The organism is Catonella sp. (assembly GCF_052169795.1).
In the GTDB taxonomy this organism is placed as follows: Bacteria; Bacillota; Clostridia; order Lachnospirales; family Lachnospiraceae; genus Catonella.
On sequence record NZ_JBQNBU010000007.1, the window covers coordinates 23962 to 39872 of the forward strand.

Sequence of the window (15911 nt, forward strand, 5' to 3'; positions counted from 1 at the left end):
ACCATTCACAGATAAATAATATTCTTCTATATTTTAATACAAGAAGTAACCAGTATATTGCCCCAAAATGCTAATAATTTTGGTTAATCTTAAGACTATAATTTTAATACAGAGCCTCCATTTTGTCAAACTATATACCGGAATGTTGACACTTATTAACTTACTCGCTATAATTAGGGGATACAAGTAATATTTTAGCATTACATTAAAAGACCTAGTAAAGGGGATAAGATGAATGAATTTGTAATAAAAGGCGGCAAGCCTCTCGTTGGAGAAGTTTCAATAAGTGGAGCTAAAAATGCCGCTCTTGGTATTTTAGCTGCTGCGGTTATGTGCAACGAGCCTGTTAAAATAGAGAATCTTCCTTTCGTGAGCGATATACAGGTACTTTTAAGTGCCATTGAGGAAATAGGTGCTATTGTAGAAAGAGTAGATAACCATACTGTCATAATAAATGGCGGATCTATTACCAATTTTTGTGTTGATAATGAATTTATACGAAAAATAAGGGCTTCTTACTATATGCTCGGAGCTCTTCTTGGAAAAAATAAAGATGCCAAAGTTGCTTTTCCCGGTGGATGTAACATTGGAAGTCGTCCTATAGACCAGCATATTAAAGGTTTTGAGGCTCTTGGTGCAAAGATAGATATAAAGCACAGCCTCATTGCTGTAAAAGCTGATGAACTGGTTGGCAATCACATATACTTTGATGTATCAAGCGTTGGTGCCACAATAAATATCATGCTTGCGGCTACCCTTGCTAAGGGAAAAACAATCCTTGAAAATGTAGCTAAAGAACCTCATGTAGTAGATGTAGCCAACTTCTTAAACAGCATGGGAGCTGACATTAAGGGCGCAGGAACTGATGTAATTAGAATAGTAGGTGTGGATAAACTTCATGGCAGTGAATATTCTATTATACCTGATATGATAGAGGCCGGTACTTATATGGTAGCTGCTGCCGCAACCAAGGGCGATGTACTTGTGAAAAATCTGATTCCAAAACATATGGAGGCCATCAGTGCGAAGCTTGTAGAAACCGGTGCCGAGGTATATGAGTTTGATGATTCTATAAGAGTTTGTGCAAAAGAAAGACTCAGCCATACCCATGTAAAGACTCTTCCTTATCCGGGCTTCCCTACAGATATGCAACCTCAGATAACCACTCTGTTAGCTATTGCAAACGGAACAAGTGTGGTTACTGAAAGCATATTTGAAAATCGTTTTAAATTTACCGATGAACTTGCTAAGATGGGAGCTAATATAAAGGTAGAGGGCAACAGTGCCATTATAGACGGAGTTGAAAAACTCTCCGGAGCAAAACTTAGTTCTCCTGATTTAAGAGCCGGAGCCGCCCTTGTAATAGCCGGTCTGTGCTCTGAAGAAGTAAGCGAGGTTGATCAGATTGAATTTATCGAAAGAGGATATGAGAATTTCGAAGAAAAACTCAAGGAACTCGGTGCAGATATTGCCAAGATACCTGTAGATGATGAAAAAGAACTTATGAAATTTAAGCTAAGAGTGAGCTGATAAAAGGGCAGAAATCCTATTTAAGATTTCTGCCCTATATTTATTATAAAAATGTTGAGACAAACAAGTTATTGCTATCACCAGCTCGGATTTTATCCCATCTCCACCATTTCATCCACAATATTCATAGTGGAATCTCTATGTGATACGAGTAATATAGTTCTGCCCTTACTTTTTTCCTTAAGTGCCTTTAAAATAATGCCTTCATTAAGTGAATCTAAGTTGCTTGTAGGCTCATCAAGTAAGATAAACGGTGCATTATAAAGAAATGCTCTTGCTATACCAAGTCTCTGTTTTTCTCCACTTGAAAGCGTATCGCCAAGCTCTCCTACCTTAGTTTCATATCCATTTGGTAAACTTGTTATAAACTCATCTATCGAAGCTGCCTTTGCCGCCTCTTTTATTTCTTTTGGTTTTGCTTCAGGTTTACCCAGTGCTATATTCTCAGCTATTGTACCTGTAAAAAGATGTGTTTCCTGGGTTACATAGCCTTCAAGCCTTCTTAAATCCTCAGTTACAATCTTCTTAATATCCTTATCAGATATTAAAATTTCTCCCTCATCTGTCTCCCAAAATCTCATAAGCAGTTTAAGAAATGTAGACTTACCGGAACCACTTGCTCCGTGTATGCCTAAAATCTTACCTTTTTTAATATCTAAGGTAAAATCTTCAAGAATTTTCTTATCTCCATAGGAAAAGTTCACAGCCTTAGCCTTAGCCCCATTGAACTTCGACAAAGAAACACTGCCTTCTTCTCTTTGTACCTCTACTACCTCAGGCTCTTCTTCAAGTAAGGTAAGTACTCTCTCTCCACTTGCAAGTGTCTGATTCAAATTGTTGGAAAGAGCAGAAAGTGCTACCACCGGACCGAATGAACTCATCATAGCCACAGTACATATAACCACAGCTTCAAACTCTATAATTCCATTACTGTAAAGAACCAAAGTTAAAAACAGCATTCCGTATGAAAACAGCTGTATTGTTCCACTGGTAAGTGCTCTCTGCTTACCCTCAGTCTCGGAAAGTTCTCCCTGTATCTTTGCTAAATTTACCGACTTCTCATAAATTGCCTTTTTCTTCGCATCTCCTGCTCCATACTGAATGGTTTCATCAATACCACGCAGCTCGCCAAGCACAAAACTTGAAAGCTCACCTACAAAATTTCTAAAGTTCATACCCGCTAAGCTGCCTCTTTTACTGTTTATAACAGGAATTATTACTCCTATTACAATATAAGCCACAAGTGCAAAAACTCCTGCTGCCAAAGAATAACTTCCTATAAATACAGTCATCAATATAGAGACAACTGAGGCTATGGCGATTGGCGAAATGGTATGTGCATAAAAGACTTCCAAAAGCTCTATATCAGTAGTTATAATTGAAATAAGATTACCCTTATCCCTGCCTTCAAGCTTAGCCGGACATAGTCTTCTAAGAGCCGCAAATACCTTATGCCTTATAACTGCAAGTATTTTAAATGCTATGAAATGATTGCAGTACTGTTCTATATAATGGAAAACCCCTCTAAACACAGCAACAATAACCATGGCAAACATTATCTTAGCGACTTCATCCGCAATTCCTGTAGTATTAGAAATATGTGTTATCGCATCTGATAAAAATCCTCCGGTAGCCAGTCCTACTGCCTTAATACCAAGCAGAGTAAGAGAAATTGCACAGAGGTATCCCAATACTCCTAAAAGAATTGCTGCTGCCATAATATGCAAGAGCGGTTTTATAAGAACTATAAGCCTTCCCATAATAGCTATTCCGCTTCTGCGTCCCTTCTTCTCAGGCTCTTTAGAAATAAATTCACCGGTCTCATTACTATCCGACACTACAGCCTTTCTTAGATTTGGTCTAAGTTCTTTCTTTTTAGCATAAGCCTCAAGGGAAGCCTGCGCATTAAATAACTTTGCATATTCTCCCTTCTTTGCCAAGAGTTCAGAATGTGTACCGCTTTCCGCTATCTCTCCCTTATTCATCATATAAATATTGTCAGACTCTATTACATTATAAAGCCTGTGTGAAATCATTATAACAGTGCGCTTACCTGCAAGACTCCTTATTACTTCCATTATCATCTCTTCACTCTCAGCATCTATATTGGAAGTAACCTCATCAAATATCATTACATCTGCTTTTGACAGCAATGCTCTGGCAAGTGCAAGTCTCTGAGCCTGTCCTCCCGAGAGATTGCCTGCTTTTTCTGCTATTACAGTATTAAGTCCATCTCTCTCCTTAAAAAGTTCATCTAGCCTCACCTTCCTAAGCACTTCCCAAAGCATTTCAGATGTTGCCTTAGGATCTGCCATTTTTAGATTTTCCTCTACCGTTCCCCTAAATAAATAACCGCTTGACCTGACTAAAGTTACTTTTTTTAATAGAGAATTCTCTTTTATATCCCTAAGTTCTTTAGAGCCAAACTTAATGCTCCCTTTATATCCTTTATTTCTTCCTGAAATTATTCCAACTACCGTACTCTTGCCACAACCTGATTCACCTACTATTGAGGTAAAACTTCCCTCCGGAAAAATCATATTTACAGTCTGTAATATACTTCTTTCTTCATTGTAAGCAAAATCAACATTTTCAAGGCTTATTACAGGTATTCCGTTATCTGCCTCTTCACTTCCCTCCTCTTTCTCATCCATATCAAGGAGGTCAAATATCTTATCTGAAGCCGACATCCCATTCATTGCTATATGAAAATACGAGCCAAGCAGCCTTAATGGAAGAAAAAACTCAGATGCAAGAAGAATGACCGTAAGCATCCCTGCAAATGTTATTTCACCTCTCATAAAAAAGTTAATTCCCACCAGCATACCTACTGCTGCCCCGCCATAAGCCAGTACATCCATAACTGTTGTAGATATAAGCTGCATAGTCAGAACCCTCATAGTAATTTTTCTAAAGAGAGAGGCTTCTACATCCATTTCACCTGCTTTTCTTTCATCTGCCATATATATTTTAGAAGTAGTAAGACCCTGAATATTCTCCAAAAAGCTGTCACCAAGTTCTGAATACACGCCCCAGTATTTCTTAAACAGTTTACCTGCAATCTTCATAACTGCAACTATGGAAACAGGTATAAGAGGAACTAAAAGAAGAAGTACCAAACTGACTACAAAATTAACCTTTACTGCAAGCACAACAAAAAGTATGATAGGAGCTGTCATACTGTATGCAAACTGAGGAAGATACCTTCCAAAATAAGTTTCAAGCTGTTCTACTCCTTCAGAACTAAGCTGTACCACCTGAGAAGTCGAAACTTTTTCTTTATAGCCTGCACCAAGCTTAAGCAGCTTATCATAAATCTTCTCCCTAAGCACCCTCTTTACATCCACACTTGCAAGATATGCTTCCCTTGCCTCCAGTTCTTCACAAGTAACTCTTATTATATAAACAATTACAAAGGTCACAATTGCAAAAAGGAGAGCCTGTCTATCAAGACGCCCGTTTACAGCCAAATCAAATACATTGGTCAGCTTAAACACCAGCACAATCTGTGCTATTAAAGAAAGAATCTGTAAAAGAATATGAAAAATAATGTGTTTACCGGCTTGCGACAAAAGTCCTATCAATCTCTTCTTAATCATTTTCTTCACCCTCAATTTCTAAATTCTCAGTAGTCTGTGACTCTTCATTCAAATTTTTTATACCAAAAATAAAATATAGCACATGAAATACCCAAACTACTGCCAGTACAATTCTGCCAACCGGTACATGCTTCATCATAATAAAACCGAAAGCCATCACTGCTGTAACACAGGCAATGACTCTTATCTTAGTTTTTACTGTCATTCCTTTTTTATTTACAAAACTTTCAAGATTATTTTTATACAAATTTGTCGAAATAAACCATTTGTGAAGTTTTTCCGAACTTTTCGCAAAGGCAAATAGTGTCAGCATATAAAATGGAAATGAGGGCAAAATGGGGACTATTACTCCCACCGTGCCGATTCCAAATGCCACAAAGCCAAGTATTATCCAAATTATTTTTATAATCCTATTTTTTTCCATTACTCCCCCTATGACTAGGATAATCATTTTAACATTATTTATCATTTTAGCTGATAAAGAGATTTTATGCAATCTGAAAAACTAAGATTGTTAGCTTATGTTGCCTATATGAAATTGCATTAATCATACACTGCCAGCCACAGCCCTTATAGACTTCGTTTGAGGTATTGATTTTATTGTTATTTTCTTCACTTATGTTCATGACTTTTATTTTCCTTTAGTAGATTTATTAAATAAGCAGCTTGTTAAATTCTATTCCATCAGCTCCACTGCCTTAATAGACTCCTGCTCCACCTTGCAATTATTATCAAGCATATACTGAAGCACATCTTTATATGCAATAAGGTCGGTGCATTTCTTTGCCTCAATCATCTTTATGTCTGTCGCCGTCAACTCCTTATAAAGTCCTGCATTATAAAATCTCTCAAGAGTTTCCACATCCATCATAAGCGGAGCAAATGGAATTCCTGTCTTTTCCTTTAAATTCTCTAATATTAAAAAACCGTATACATCCAAATCTCCCTTGTGAAAATATGCTTTATACCTATTATCAGCATATATTTTTTCAAGTAAAATCTGCTTTGAATGATTGTGGTATCCCCCAAGATAAATATGTACCCCATCTTTTTCATCTAAGTCATGATATGTTGTAAGGTTTTCAACGGTAACTACCTTACCGGCTTTTACCTCTATCTTCCTAATATTTTCAAGTGATGCATTTGACAATGCAATTCCGTCCTGTAACTCTGACACATCAATTACTGATGAAGTAAACTGTATAACAACATTTCCTTTTATCAATACATAGGTAGGATTTTCATACAGATTATAAAAATTTAGAATCCTGTCCTTTTCCACAACTTCATCCGTATAATCGAATAATATTGATTCTACCGTACTTCTAAATTCCTTTTGAAAGCGTTTTGAGTCCTTAAACAATGCCGTTGAAAAATTGCGGATATAGGTTTCAGTGTTAAGTTTTAATAAAGCCTGCAAAACAGAGAGTGTATCATCAACACGCTTGCTGTCATATTTCAAATCATAGGGTAATTTTTTATATTCTGCTAAGCACTTACACCAATCATTTATAACCTTCTGCAGCATTGGCAGCTCACAATACTGATATTTAGCCAATATACTTTTTACATTTTCACACTGCTTCGGAATACTCATTCTTTTTAACTTCTTATAACATTCATTGGCAGTGTATACATTTAACTTAACCTTTAAGTATTGACCGGAATTATTTTTCTCTGCAATCACCAGTCCTTTTGCACATAAGGCATCTATGGAGGCATTAATATCTTTGTATGCTTCATGATTATAGCGATTTAGATATTCCTTATAAACTTTACTTACCTCAAGTTGAATGGCTCGCAAAGAGGAAGCATCCTTATCAAATGCCCCTCTTCTCTCATACATATCTAATAATCTGCTTAAAATATCTTTCCCGTAGTCCATTCACTTCAGTCCTTTCAATGACTTACAAATTCCGGCACTTCCTATATTTTTTCAAAAACTCCGATAGCATTTCTATTGCCTGATTTTACAATTGAATATGTAATATCACAATATGGCAAAATTGATGTTGCCTTTTCTGCTGTTGCAATGAGAACCAACTGAAGATTTAATTTTTTAAACATGTTCATCATCGGCTCAATACGGTCACTTGTCATATTGTTAAATGCTTCGTCTAGCAGAATAAGCCTCATACAGCTCTCCTGATTCTGCTCATAAATCTGCAAAAGTGAAGCACAGATTGCAACATAAAACGGTGCCTGATTCTCACCACCGCTGCCTTCACCACTCACCTTAGACAGAGGCACTTCAATGCCTGTAACAGAGTTTTTAACAATGATATCATAATCCAGATATGTCCTGTAATCCACATACATACCCATGCTCTTTGCTCCGGACTTCTCTCCTGTCCGATTCTCCTTTGCCCTCTCTCCTACATCCAGCATTATCCTGCTCATGAAATCTTCTATCTGGCTTTCAAATACCTCTGATTTATTAGCTTCCGCAAAATAAGCCATAATCTCATTATCTCTGCCAATCTGCTGATTATCCTTATCCATGATAATCTCATAAAAAATAGCAAGTTCTTTATCTTTACTCTTGTCAATACCAAATCGGTAACTTTCTTCACCGTACTCCAGATTTTCCATCACCTGATTAATCTGCTTAAATTGCTTTCTTGCATGAAGAATATCATCTTTCATTCTAAATAATACTTCTTTACGGAATCTGTCTTTACAGCGTAATTGTGCCTGTGCCAATTCTTCTTTACGGCGTTCCAGCTCAATATTCTGTAAAGATAAATATTCCTGCTGATAGCGTGGCGCACCCTCTATTCCTTCAGGATAATCACAGGTGTAAGTTGCTGTATATTTTTGCTGTAAAGGAATCAATTGCTGATTCATATAATTACTTAAAGCAATCTTATCCTGCGCTGCACGGTTACCAAAATTATAGGCAATAGCTGATGCCTTCTTGGTTATTCTCTCTTCCTGATACTTTTTTTCTACATCACTTGCATATTCAGGATATTCTCTTAAGCTGTCCTCATAAGTACTTTTCACACCGCTAACAGTTTCTTCAAGTTTTGAAATCAATTCTTCTGCATTTTTTACATCTTTTTCAAGATTCTGTTTTTTTGCCTTGGCATCAGTTATTTCGTTTTGAATTGTCTTTACATTCTTTTCGCATTCACTTACCCTATCATACATCTGAAGTAAAATTGGATTATTCTTATATTCCTCTATCTTTGCCTTTATTTCTTCAATTTTAACTCCGACTTCTTTTGCCTGCCTGCCGGAATCACAGTATTTTTCCAAGAGGGTAAAGTTGTTGCCGGCTGTAAATCTGTTATAATCATTATAAACAACATCAAATGACTTTTTATCCTTATCCAATTCTACAAGTAACTTTTGAATATTTACAAGTTCTGTCTTAGCATTGCTTAACTGCTTGGCAATAGCATCAACACCTATAAAATGCTCCTTTTTACCCATTCTCTGCAAGCAGAAATTCTGAAATCGTAAGCGCTCCTTTGTAACACTCTTCCCATATTGCTCAAGTGTATCTGCACTGTCACAGCATACAACATCCCGCATAATAAACCTGGCATACCTTTTCGCATAAATATTCTCTGATTCAACCTTATCCCCAAGATAGGCTAAGCCATCACCGGAGTATTCAATTTCTCCGATTTTTCTAGTATCAATAAGTCCGATTCCCTTAACTTTATCTCCCAATGAAATGAACACTTTTTTAGCAATGAGATAATTTGTGGGAGCAACAATAATATTAAATCTCTGAGTATTTAAATAACTTTCCACAGCATCCTGCCAGCTATTATCTGTCATATACAGAAGTTCACATAATAGTTTTGCATTTGCCTCCTTACTCTGCTCGCCTAATTTCTCATTAATTTTATTTCTGACAAATACAGCCTCATCCGGATAGCACATTACACCGGCTTCCAGACTCTTAATTTTATTCTCAAGTGCTTTAGACTGAGTTGAGAGATTACTAATCTCTGTTCTAATCTCTGCATCCCTGTTCTTAATGGACTCTTCTAACTTTCTAAGGATTTCTTCAGCCTTTTTTATCTCAGCAATCCGTTCATCACCAGTAATATCTTCATCCTCAGTTACAGACCAATCACAAGCAAAACCTATTATATTCAGCCTCCTTTTTAGAGAAGAAAGACTTTCCAGTAATCTACCATATCCGGCAGCCTCATTAACAAGCCGTTCGTGCTCTTGCTCCTTATCCTTACTCTCTCGTTCTAACGAAAGCATTTCCTTGTTGTCGGTATTATCCTCTTTTGCCTTTTTAGCCTCATACAATAAATCCGAAGCTCTTCTCTCCTTCTCAGCCAATTCCTCTAATTTATCTATTAATATACTAATGTTGTCTTCCCATTTCGATATATGTTGTTTCTTTTCCTGCTGTTCTTCCACATTGCCCCAGTAGTTTGCATATGCAACAAGAATCTCATTTATCTTTACCTTAGAAAGACGGACTTTTGCCTCAACTATTTTCTCATTTATCTCAGCAAGTAGAGCTTCCCTGTCCTGTGCCTCCTGTAAAACCTCTTGCAAATGTTCAAGCTCACGCATATCCTGCTGCAAAAAATCAATATTTACCTCAGGTTCCGGTAATATATAGGTGTAAATAAATTCTCGTATATCCCTTATATCCTCAAGGCTCGTACCCATATGAAATACTTCATTAAATTTCTTACCTATCTGTGAATCCGCTTCACCAATGCCCAGTATACGACATATTCTTCTTCTGGCATCCGCCTGATTTGATGCTCTATCCATACCTTTATTTTCAAGTTTAAATGCATCCCTTGATGTAGGCTTTTTACCGTCTTTTACCTGTGTAAAAAACGGAATATCTTCAAGTAAATACCCCGGCTTTGTAATATACCAATCCTGATATACACCCTTTAAATCCTGCTTAGGTGTTTCAGATTCTACTCGAACCGTAATTACAAAATTCTTCTTAATACTCTCATCCAAAAATTCTATTCCAATGTATGATACAGTATGTCCCGGTCTTAGATAACTATCCTCCGCTCTCTGTTTCTGGTGTACAGAGCCAAGCAATGTTCTTCCGCTCTTTTTATTACCCGCAGTATTAAAATCCTTGTTTGTTGTAAGACAATATCTGATGGCATCCATAATTGTTGTTTTTCCAACTGCATTTACACCAAGAAGATAGGTGATATTCTTAAAATCTATAATATCATCCTGAAAGTTATGCCAATTAATCAGATGAATTCTGGTCATTCTAATCATCGTTCTCGTCCTCCTCATCTGAATTTACATACTGTGCAAGCAATTTACTTGTCTCCTCATAGGCCTTTGAAATAGTTGTATCCGGCATAGCAAGTATCACAGACGGATATACCTGTATCTTTGCATCCATATCAAGCAGTTTATCTAAAGGCTGCACCAAATTATACCTCTTGATATTTCTAAGAGAATCCTCCAACAATACTTTATCAAATCGCCTGGGAAGATTTAACTTCTCATATTCATTTTTTATCTCCTCAATGGTTACAACAACTCTTTCCTCACTTGTAGACAGGCTTTCCCTCTTCTCCACATATAGCAGTCTTAAAATAAGCAGCATAATACTCTCATACTTTTTAAGTGAAAGCCTGCCTCTGCCATGGTTGTTAATAAGCTGTACCACACGCAGATTTCTATGAATAACAAGTGTATACCCAATAGGTTGAAATAACTGTCTGAAGCTTTCTTCATGATTGATAACATAATAATACTTATCTCTGGTTGAATCCACCGTTCCTATAAGGAAGCAGTTATTCAGCAAATAATTAGCAATTTCCTCTCTGATATCAACAGCCATTCTTAACCCTTCCTTTCCTCAACAATAAAGTCTTTAAAGCGAATACCGTTACATTCTGCCAATGTATCTTTTAGTCTTATTTCATATTCACGCTCAGATGTCTGCGAGTATGTATATAGACCAATAACTTTCGGTAGAATGTCAGGTTTATTCTCAAAAACGCTGCTGATTGATACTGCAGTCTTTCCTTGTAAAATGTCCTTTGCAAATGCATTTACATTCTCGGAAGTAAGTGCATTTCTTATGTATTCCAACATTTTTAGCCTTTTTTCAGCCACAAGTTCCATATCAAGTTCATCTATGACAGCCATCAATTCAATCGGAGAAGATCGCCTTTTTTTAATAGGTATAGCAAGTGATGAACTGTCAAAATAGTTCTGACCAAATATCTGAAATACATCATAGCAAATAGTCTCATCCTCCTCATACAAATCTTCTTTTGTCTCAATTTGACTTGCATAATACTGTAACAGGTTGTTTATTTTACTCTTTACACTTCCATCCGATAACAATAAAAACTGTGCTCTCTGTACTGCCCTGGTTCTATAGATAATATGCCTATCATCAATGTTTCTCATGAGGTCTTCCATTTCTCCAATATCCATACGAACCTTTGTAATAAGCTGCTTTATCTTTAATACTGCCTCAGTTTTATCGACATGCTCCGCATCCATATAGTCAAGTATTAATGCATCAAATAAGTCACTCTCACACTTATCAAGACTGTCATCCAAGCTGCTTTTATAGTAATAGAGATTATCATTTGTCTTAAACCTATGGTATGAGCCTACAACAATATTCTCCTCATATTTCCCAAATAACTCCAATATCTCTTCAGGCTTTTTCCCCTGTGTGAGATTATTAATATGGTCTTCAATAGAGGCAGATAAGCTCCTAAGCGCCTGATTCAGATTATCAAAGTCTTCAGAAGCCTCTTTTAATACGCCTTCATAAGGACTGCCCTGCTCTGAAATATGTTCAAATAAAGAGTAAATCTTAAATAGCTTTCCCTTATATGTAGTAATTTTGGGGTTAATAATATCTTGAAAAGATTTGAGTAAAGGAACCACCTTATAGTTGACCGCAAGTTTGAACTCTTCCTCATACTCCCCTTCTTTTTCAATAATCCAACCTGTATCTTTAAGCCTTCTGATAAAACTGCCTGCTATACTGCGGGCATCTGTCATATTGCCCTCTATTTCTTCCTCTATATCAAACTCTACCTGCTCATCTAAGCCATTAAAGTACTCCTCCACCATATCGAAAATAGTACTTTTTTCTATGGCATACAAAGGCTGCCTCTTGCATCTTTCCCAAATTAAAGTAAGAATATCAACATATTTTCTTTTGTTAATTCCTGTTAATGGACGAAACAGGTTCTCGTCCACTTCGTCAAAAATGTTCATGCTTAGTTCCTTCCATAAGTTTTACTACTTCAAAATCTTCTGCCTTTTTACACTCTATATCCACTTTTTCGCCTTAGTATATAAGGCTTTTCAATTCCTACATATCCATTGCGACATCTTCTTTCATATACCAATATCTTTATAACTCTACAATAGCCTCATTAAGCAAAAAATCTTCTATTCCGTTATCCATGTTATATCATAAGGTTACAGCCTAATCAACAATCAGCAAAGAATTTAGCCGGATTTACACCTTTTTATTTCGAGTTTAGCTGGTTGAGAATAAAAACATAATAAACCCCAATTATTCACTCCATAGGTCACAGACCTCTTATTTCACAAGATGTTTCGTGAATAATTGGGGATAATTTTAAAAGCCGACCTCCAATTGTTAGATTTTTGAGTCTAACTTTTGTAGGTCGGTAGATTATTTAAAGATTTTACTTGTTAGAGATAAGCTTAAAATCCCAAAATTTATCTTCTACTGTTTGCTGTTCTGAAAATGTCCACACTTCTTGGATTTTTCCACTCTCTATTCTAAACAAATCAATACCCGGATTATTCAGCTTTTCTTTCCCTATTTCAGCTAAAGAAACTACACTTGCAGCAACAAAACAATCATTACTTGCAGCCCAATTTGTAATAACTCTAAATGTTCCATTGCTTCTCTTTGCAAATTCTCTCAAACGCTCGCCTAATGCCTGTTTTCCTTTAATTATACCTGAAAGCGAACTCTCTCCACCCATATGCCAAACAATATTATCTGACATTATTTCAAATACAGCTTCAAAATCTCCCTTTGATAATGCTTCTGTGTAAGCATTAAATACCTCGATCACTTCGTTTTTCATAATGAACCTCCTTGAAAATTTAGAAACAACATTCTTTTGCCATTATTATAATCTTATAGTCTTGATTTTAGAAGTACGAACATTTATAATACATAGTATCTAATTAGATACTATACCGTTTCAGGAGGTTTTTATGTCGAATATATATGATAAATGCCCATATATCACCACGCAAAGAGTATTGCAGGGAAAATGGGCAATTGTGATACTGTACCATCTAAGTACAGGTACTAAAAGATTTAATGAGCTTGAAAAACTTATTCCGGATGTTACACGAACTGTTTTAACAAGGCAGCTCCGCCAACTGGAGCAAGATAAACTGATAAACAGAAAAGTATTCCCTGAAGTTCCTCCTCATGTAGAATATTCTTTAAGTAAAGTAGGGGCTAAATTCCAAAGAGTGTTAGATGAAATAAAGGTTTTTGGATTGGATTATATTGCTGAACTTGACAAATTAGAGTAGCTTTAGTCTGATTTATATTATGGTTTTATTTAGTCCTCATCAGCTAAGCGGTATTTTCTATTGGTATTTGTACCTTCATACTCAACATCTGACATTTCTTTTAAAAGAACTCTGGTTCGTGCAGCACTTAGTCCTATGGCTGTGTCTATATCATTTGTTTTTAAACATTTTCATCAATGTTTTATTTCTTGGATCTGAAATACCCCCACGAAGCATCTGTTTCTTGCCGGTACGTATGCTTCCCGGATTATCCATTACCAGTTTATCCTCTTCCTTTTTAATCACGACTCCACAAGGCAGGAAATAGTCTGTATTAACCAAACAATTAACCAAAGCCTCTCGAACCGCCTTATGAACCGGTGTATCGTCAACCCTTGTAATGCCCTCAAACTTAAAAGGTTTCTTGATGTCTTTTGCAATTTTACTATTTACCCTAAAGAAGAAATCAAACATATTGCCACTCCAATCACCTGAACTAGACTGACGACGGTCTGTCCAACGTATTGTAGGGTCAAGCATCTCCCTATAATCCAAGAAATACTCAGGAAATTCTCTAACTATATGATATTCTTCACCAAACATAAGTAACCCGGCTGTAGTAGGATGTAGTTTACCATCCTCACCATATCCCGCTGCACCTATTCTCTCCAAGTACTCTTCATCCGGTAAATTGTTGAAAGTATCATGAATTATATTCCAAAAATTTCTCTTTAACTTGTCCACATTCTTCAACCCTGTAGTATACCAAGTTCCATCCTGGCGCTCTCCAACGCCAAGAATAATTACTCCGCCGTTAGAATTTGCAAATGAATAATACGACTCCCATAATGATATAAGAATTGTCTTCTTTATATTTATCAAAGTTCGACAAATCAAATAATTCTGGCATATGAGAGTCTCAGCTCCTTTCCATCAAATACAAAACACATTTTTTAATATCTGCTCCATATATTACTTTTCCTTTATGTATTTTCCACTTTTTACACACTCATCGCTTGGCTTTTCTGCATCAGCCGGTATCACCCAGTAAAAGCCTATCTTCGTCATCTCTAGCTTTGTATGTATAGTACAGTAATCGAATTAAGAAATGATGTTTCACCTGATTTACTAAGTCAGTTTAAGGAAGAGATATAGCATTATTGATATAATTTTCTACAAATATTATTCAATTCCTCTGTCTCTATCTGTTCTTTCCACAGTTCAATTTGATCACGAACTCTCTTTGCATGCCTTATGTATTTAGCGCCTTTTAAATCGGACAACAAAACTTCTAGAAATCGGATTCTTTCCTGCATTTGTGGAATTATCTCATCTTCACATCCGCCACAATGAGAAGCATCCAAAGTTAAACGATTAAACATTTCATAATCAGAATTATTCTTCAAAAATATATTAAATGCCTTTCTTCTTAACTCTGTATTCATCTCACAAATCGAAGAAAATAGTACAACAATTTTTTCAGATTGTGCATATTCCTCAATAGTATGTAAAATCCATTGCTCTTGACGACTAAATGACTCATTCCGAGAACCATCTATATCATAAGACATAATTACGCGAAACGCATCAGATAATTCCCATTTGGATAAATAATCCTTACATTCTGTTAATTTTTTGAATATTGCATCAAAGTATATCGAATAATCATCTAAGTTCCATAGTGTTCTAAATCTATACTCATCATGATTTCTATTATCACAAATTGTTTCAGCTACCAGCTCTGCAAACGACTCTACCCATTCCTCTCCCAGTGCTAAAAATGCTGTAAGAAAACTACCATTAAAATCAATCATATCATAATTTTTAAGTATAAAGAAATAAATATTTTTTAACAGATTCTTATCCGCATCAAAAAGCAACAATAATTCATCCGGTGAATAGCATTGATCATGGAACAATAACGAAAAATAAATCTCAACAATAAACTTATTATTTTCTTTTTTCATGTAAATAATCCTAGAACATGTAACATATGCATCTTTGTCAATTTTTAGATACTTATCTAAAAATCTCATATTACGACATGTAGAAGATGTTATTTTATTATCAGATTTATCACCTAAATACTCTAATAATAAATTATAGTTTTTTTCATTTACCATAGTTTCCGGTAACTTTTCAAAAAAGTAAAACAACCACTTGTTTATTTTTTTGAATGGGATAGAAATAAGCATTTCGTATACCCGCTCTGCACTGTTATATTCAAGTAATGTTTCAATCATTACTCCCAGATAAACATCAATTTGGTTT

At 35.8% G+C, this 15911-nt stretch carries 12 protein-coding genes and 1 pseudogene; 2 read left to right on the forward strand and 11 right to left on the reverse strand.

Going from position 1 to position 15911, the window contains the following annotated elements:
• Positions 1-231 precede the first annotated feature (231 nt).
• Positions 232-1530, forward strand: a complete 1299-nt coding sequence (locus ACTTKP_RS02000) for a UDP-N-acetylglucosamine 1-carboxyvinyltransferase (RefSeq protein ID WP_442552235.1) — start codon at positions 232-234, stop codon at positions 1528-1530.
• A 92-nt stretch (positions 1531-1622) separates the two neighbouring features.
• On the opposite strand, the gene ACTTKP_RS02005 is transcribed toward ACTTKP_RS02000, so the two are convergent.
• From ACTTKP_RS02005 to ACTTKP_RS02045, 9 genes and pseudogenes are all read right to left on the reverse strand, one after another.
• Positions 1623-3290: an amino acid ABC transporter ATP-binding/permease protein gene (locus tag ACTTKP_RS02005; protein WP_442552255.1), complete on the reverse strand. Its 1668-nt coding sequence runs from the start codon at positions 3288-3290 to the stop codon at positions 1623-1625.
• Positions 3291-3650: 360 nt separating this feature from the next.
• Positions 3651-5129 (reverse strand): annotated as a pseudogene (locus tag ACTTKP_RS02010) (ABC transporter ATP-binding protein/permease); the annotation flags it as partial.
• Complete coding sequence (locus tag ACTTKP_RS02015) at positions 5122-5553, reverse strand: YbaN family protein (protein ID WP_442552236.1); 432 nt, start codon at positions 5551-5553, stop codon at positions 5122-5124. The gene ACTTKP_RS02015 and the pseudogene ACTTKP_RS02010, both read right to left, overlap by 8 nt.
• Positions 5554-5617: 64 nt before the next feature.
• A complete protein-coding gene (locus ACTTKP_RS02020) occupies positions 5618-5755 on the reverse strand; it encodes a hypothetical protein (RefSeq protein WP_442552237.1) in 138 nt (45 codons plus the stop codon).
• 50 nt (positions 5756-5805) lie between these two features.
• Entirely contained in the window at positions 5806-7014 is a 1209-nt protein-coding gene (locus ACTTKP_RS02025; protein WP_442552238.1) for a Wadjet anti-phage system protein JetD domain-containing protein, read from the reverse strand.
• Positions 7015-7055: 41 nt separating this feature from the next.
• The gene (locus ACTTKP_RS02030; RefSeq protein WP_442552239.1) at positions 7056-10367 is read right to left on the reverse strand and encodes an ATP-binding protein; all 3312 of its coding nucleotides are present in this window, start codon (positions 10365-10367) and stop codon (positions 7056-7058) included.
• Positions 10360-10941 carry a DUF4194 domain-containing protein gene (locus tag ACTTKP_RS02035; RefSeq protein ID WP_442552240.1) on the reverse strand — a complete coding sequence of 194 codons (582 nt, stop codon included), beginning with the start codon at positions 10939-10941 and terminating at the stop codon, positions 10360-10362. Before ACTTKP_RS02035 ends, ACTTKP_RS02030 begins: the two co-directional genes overlap by 8 nt.
• Before the next feature lie 2 nt (positions 10942-10943).
• Entirely contained in the window at positions 10944-12347 is a 1404-nt protein-coding gene (locus tag ACTTKP_RS02040; protein ID WP_442552241.1) for a Wadjet anti-phage system protein JetA family protein, read from the reverse strand.
• A gap of 440 nt (positions 12348-12787) precedes the next feature.
• Positions 12788-13198 (reverse strand): nuclear transport factor 2 family protein, encoded by a 411-nt coding sequence (locus tag ACTTKP_RS02045; RefSeq protein WP_442552242.1) that lies wholly within the window; start codon positions 13196-13198, stop codon positions 12788-12790.
• Between the two features lie 133 nt (positions 13199-13331).
• Between ACTTKP_RS02045 and ACTTKP_RS02050 the strand changes: the two genes are divergently transcribed.
• Positions 13332-13661, forward strand: coding sequence for a winged helix-turn-helix transcriptional regulator (locus tag ACTTKP_RS02050; protein WP_442552243.1), 330 nt, complete (start codon positions 13332-13334; stop codon positions 13659-13661).
• 150 nt (positions 13662-13811) lie between these two features.
• Here the strand turns inward: ACTTKP_RS02050 and ACTTKP_RS02055 are convergent, their stop codons facing one another.
• Entirely contained in the window at positions 13812-14522 is a 711-nt protein-coding gene (locus ACTTKP_RS02055; RefSeq protein WP_442552244.1) for an AlbA family DNA-binding domain-containing protein, read from the reverse strand.
• Positions 14523-14797: 275 nt separating this feature from the next.
• A complete protein-coding gene (locus ACTTKP_RS02060; protein ID WP_442552245.1) occupies positions 14798-15883 on the reverse strand; it encodes a hypothetical protein in 1086 nt (361 codons plus the stop codon).
• Positions 15884-15911 lie beyond the last annotated feature (28 nt).

Coding starts and splice junctions, on each gene's coding strand:
- ACTTKP_RS02035 (WP_442552240.1), bottom strand. CDS start 10,941: ATGGCTGTTGATATCAGAGAGGAAATTGCTAATTATTTGCTGAATAAC.
- ACTTKP_RS02060 (WP_442552245.1), bottom strand. CDS start 15,883: ATGATTGAAACATTACTTGAATATAACAGTGCAGAGCGGGTATACGAA.
- ACTTKP_RS02040 (WP_442552241.1), bottom strand. CDS start 12,347: ATGAACATTTTTGACGAAGTGGACGAGAACCTGTTTCGTCCATTAACA.
- ACTTKP_RS02005 (WP_442552255.1), bottom strand. CDS start 3,290: ATGGGAAGGCTTATAGTTCTTATAAAACCGCTCTTGCATATTATGGCA.
- ACTTKP_RS02050 (WP_442552243.1), top strand. CDS start 13,332: ATGTCGAATATATATGATAAATGCCCATATATCACCACGCAAAGAGTA.
- ACTTKP_RS02015 (WP_442552236.1), bottom strand. CDS start 5,553: ATGGAAAAAAATAGGATTATAAAAATAATTTGGATAATACTTGGCTTT.
- ACTTKP_RS02020 (WP_442552237.1), bottom strand. CDS start 5,755: ATGAACATAAGTGAAGAAAATAACAATAAAATCAATACCTCAAACGAA.
- ACTTKP_RS02030 (WP_442552239.1), bottom strand. CDS start 10,367: ATGATTAGAATGACCAGAATTCATCTGATTAATTGGCATAACTTTCAG.
- ACTTKP_RS02025 (WP_442552238.1), bottom strand. CDS start 7,014: ATGGACTACGGGAAAGATATTTTAAGCAGATTATTAGATATGTATGAG.
- ACTTKP_RS02045 (WP_442552242.1), bottom strand. CDS start 13,198: ATGAAAAACGAAGTGATCGAGGTATTTAATGCTTACACAGAAGCATTA.
- ACTTKP_RS02000 (WP_442552235.1), top strand. CDS start 232: ATGAATGAATTTGTAATAAAAGGCGGCAAGCCTCTCGTTGGAGAAGTT.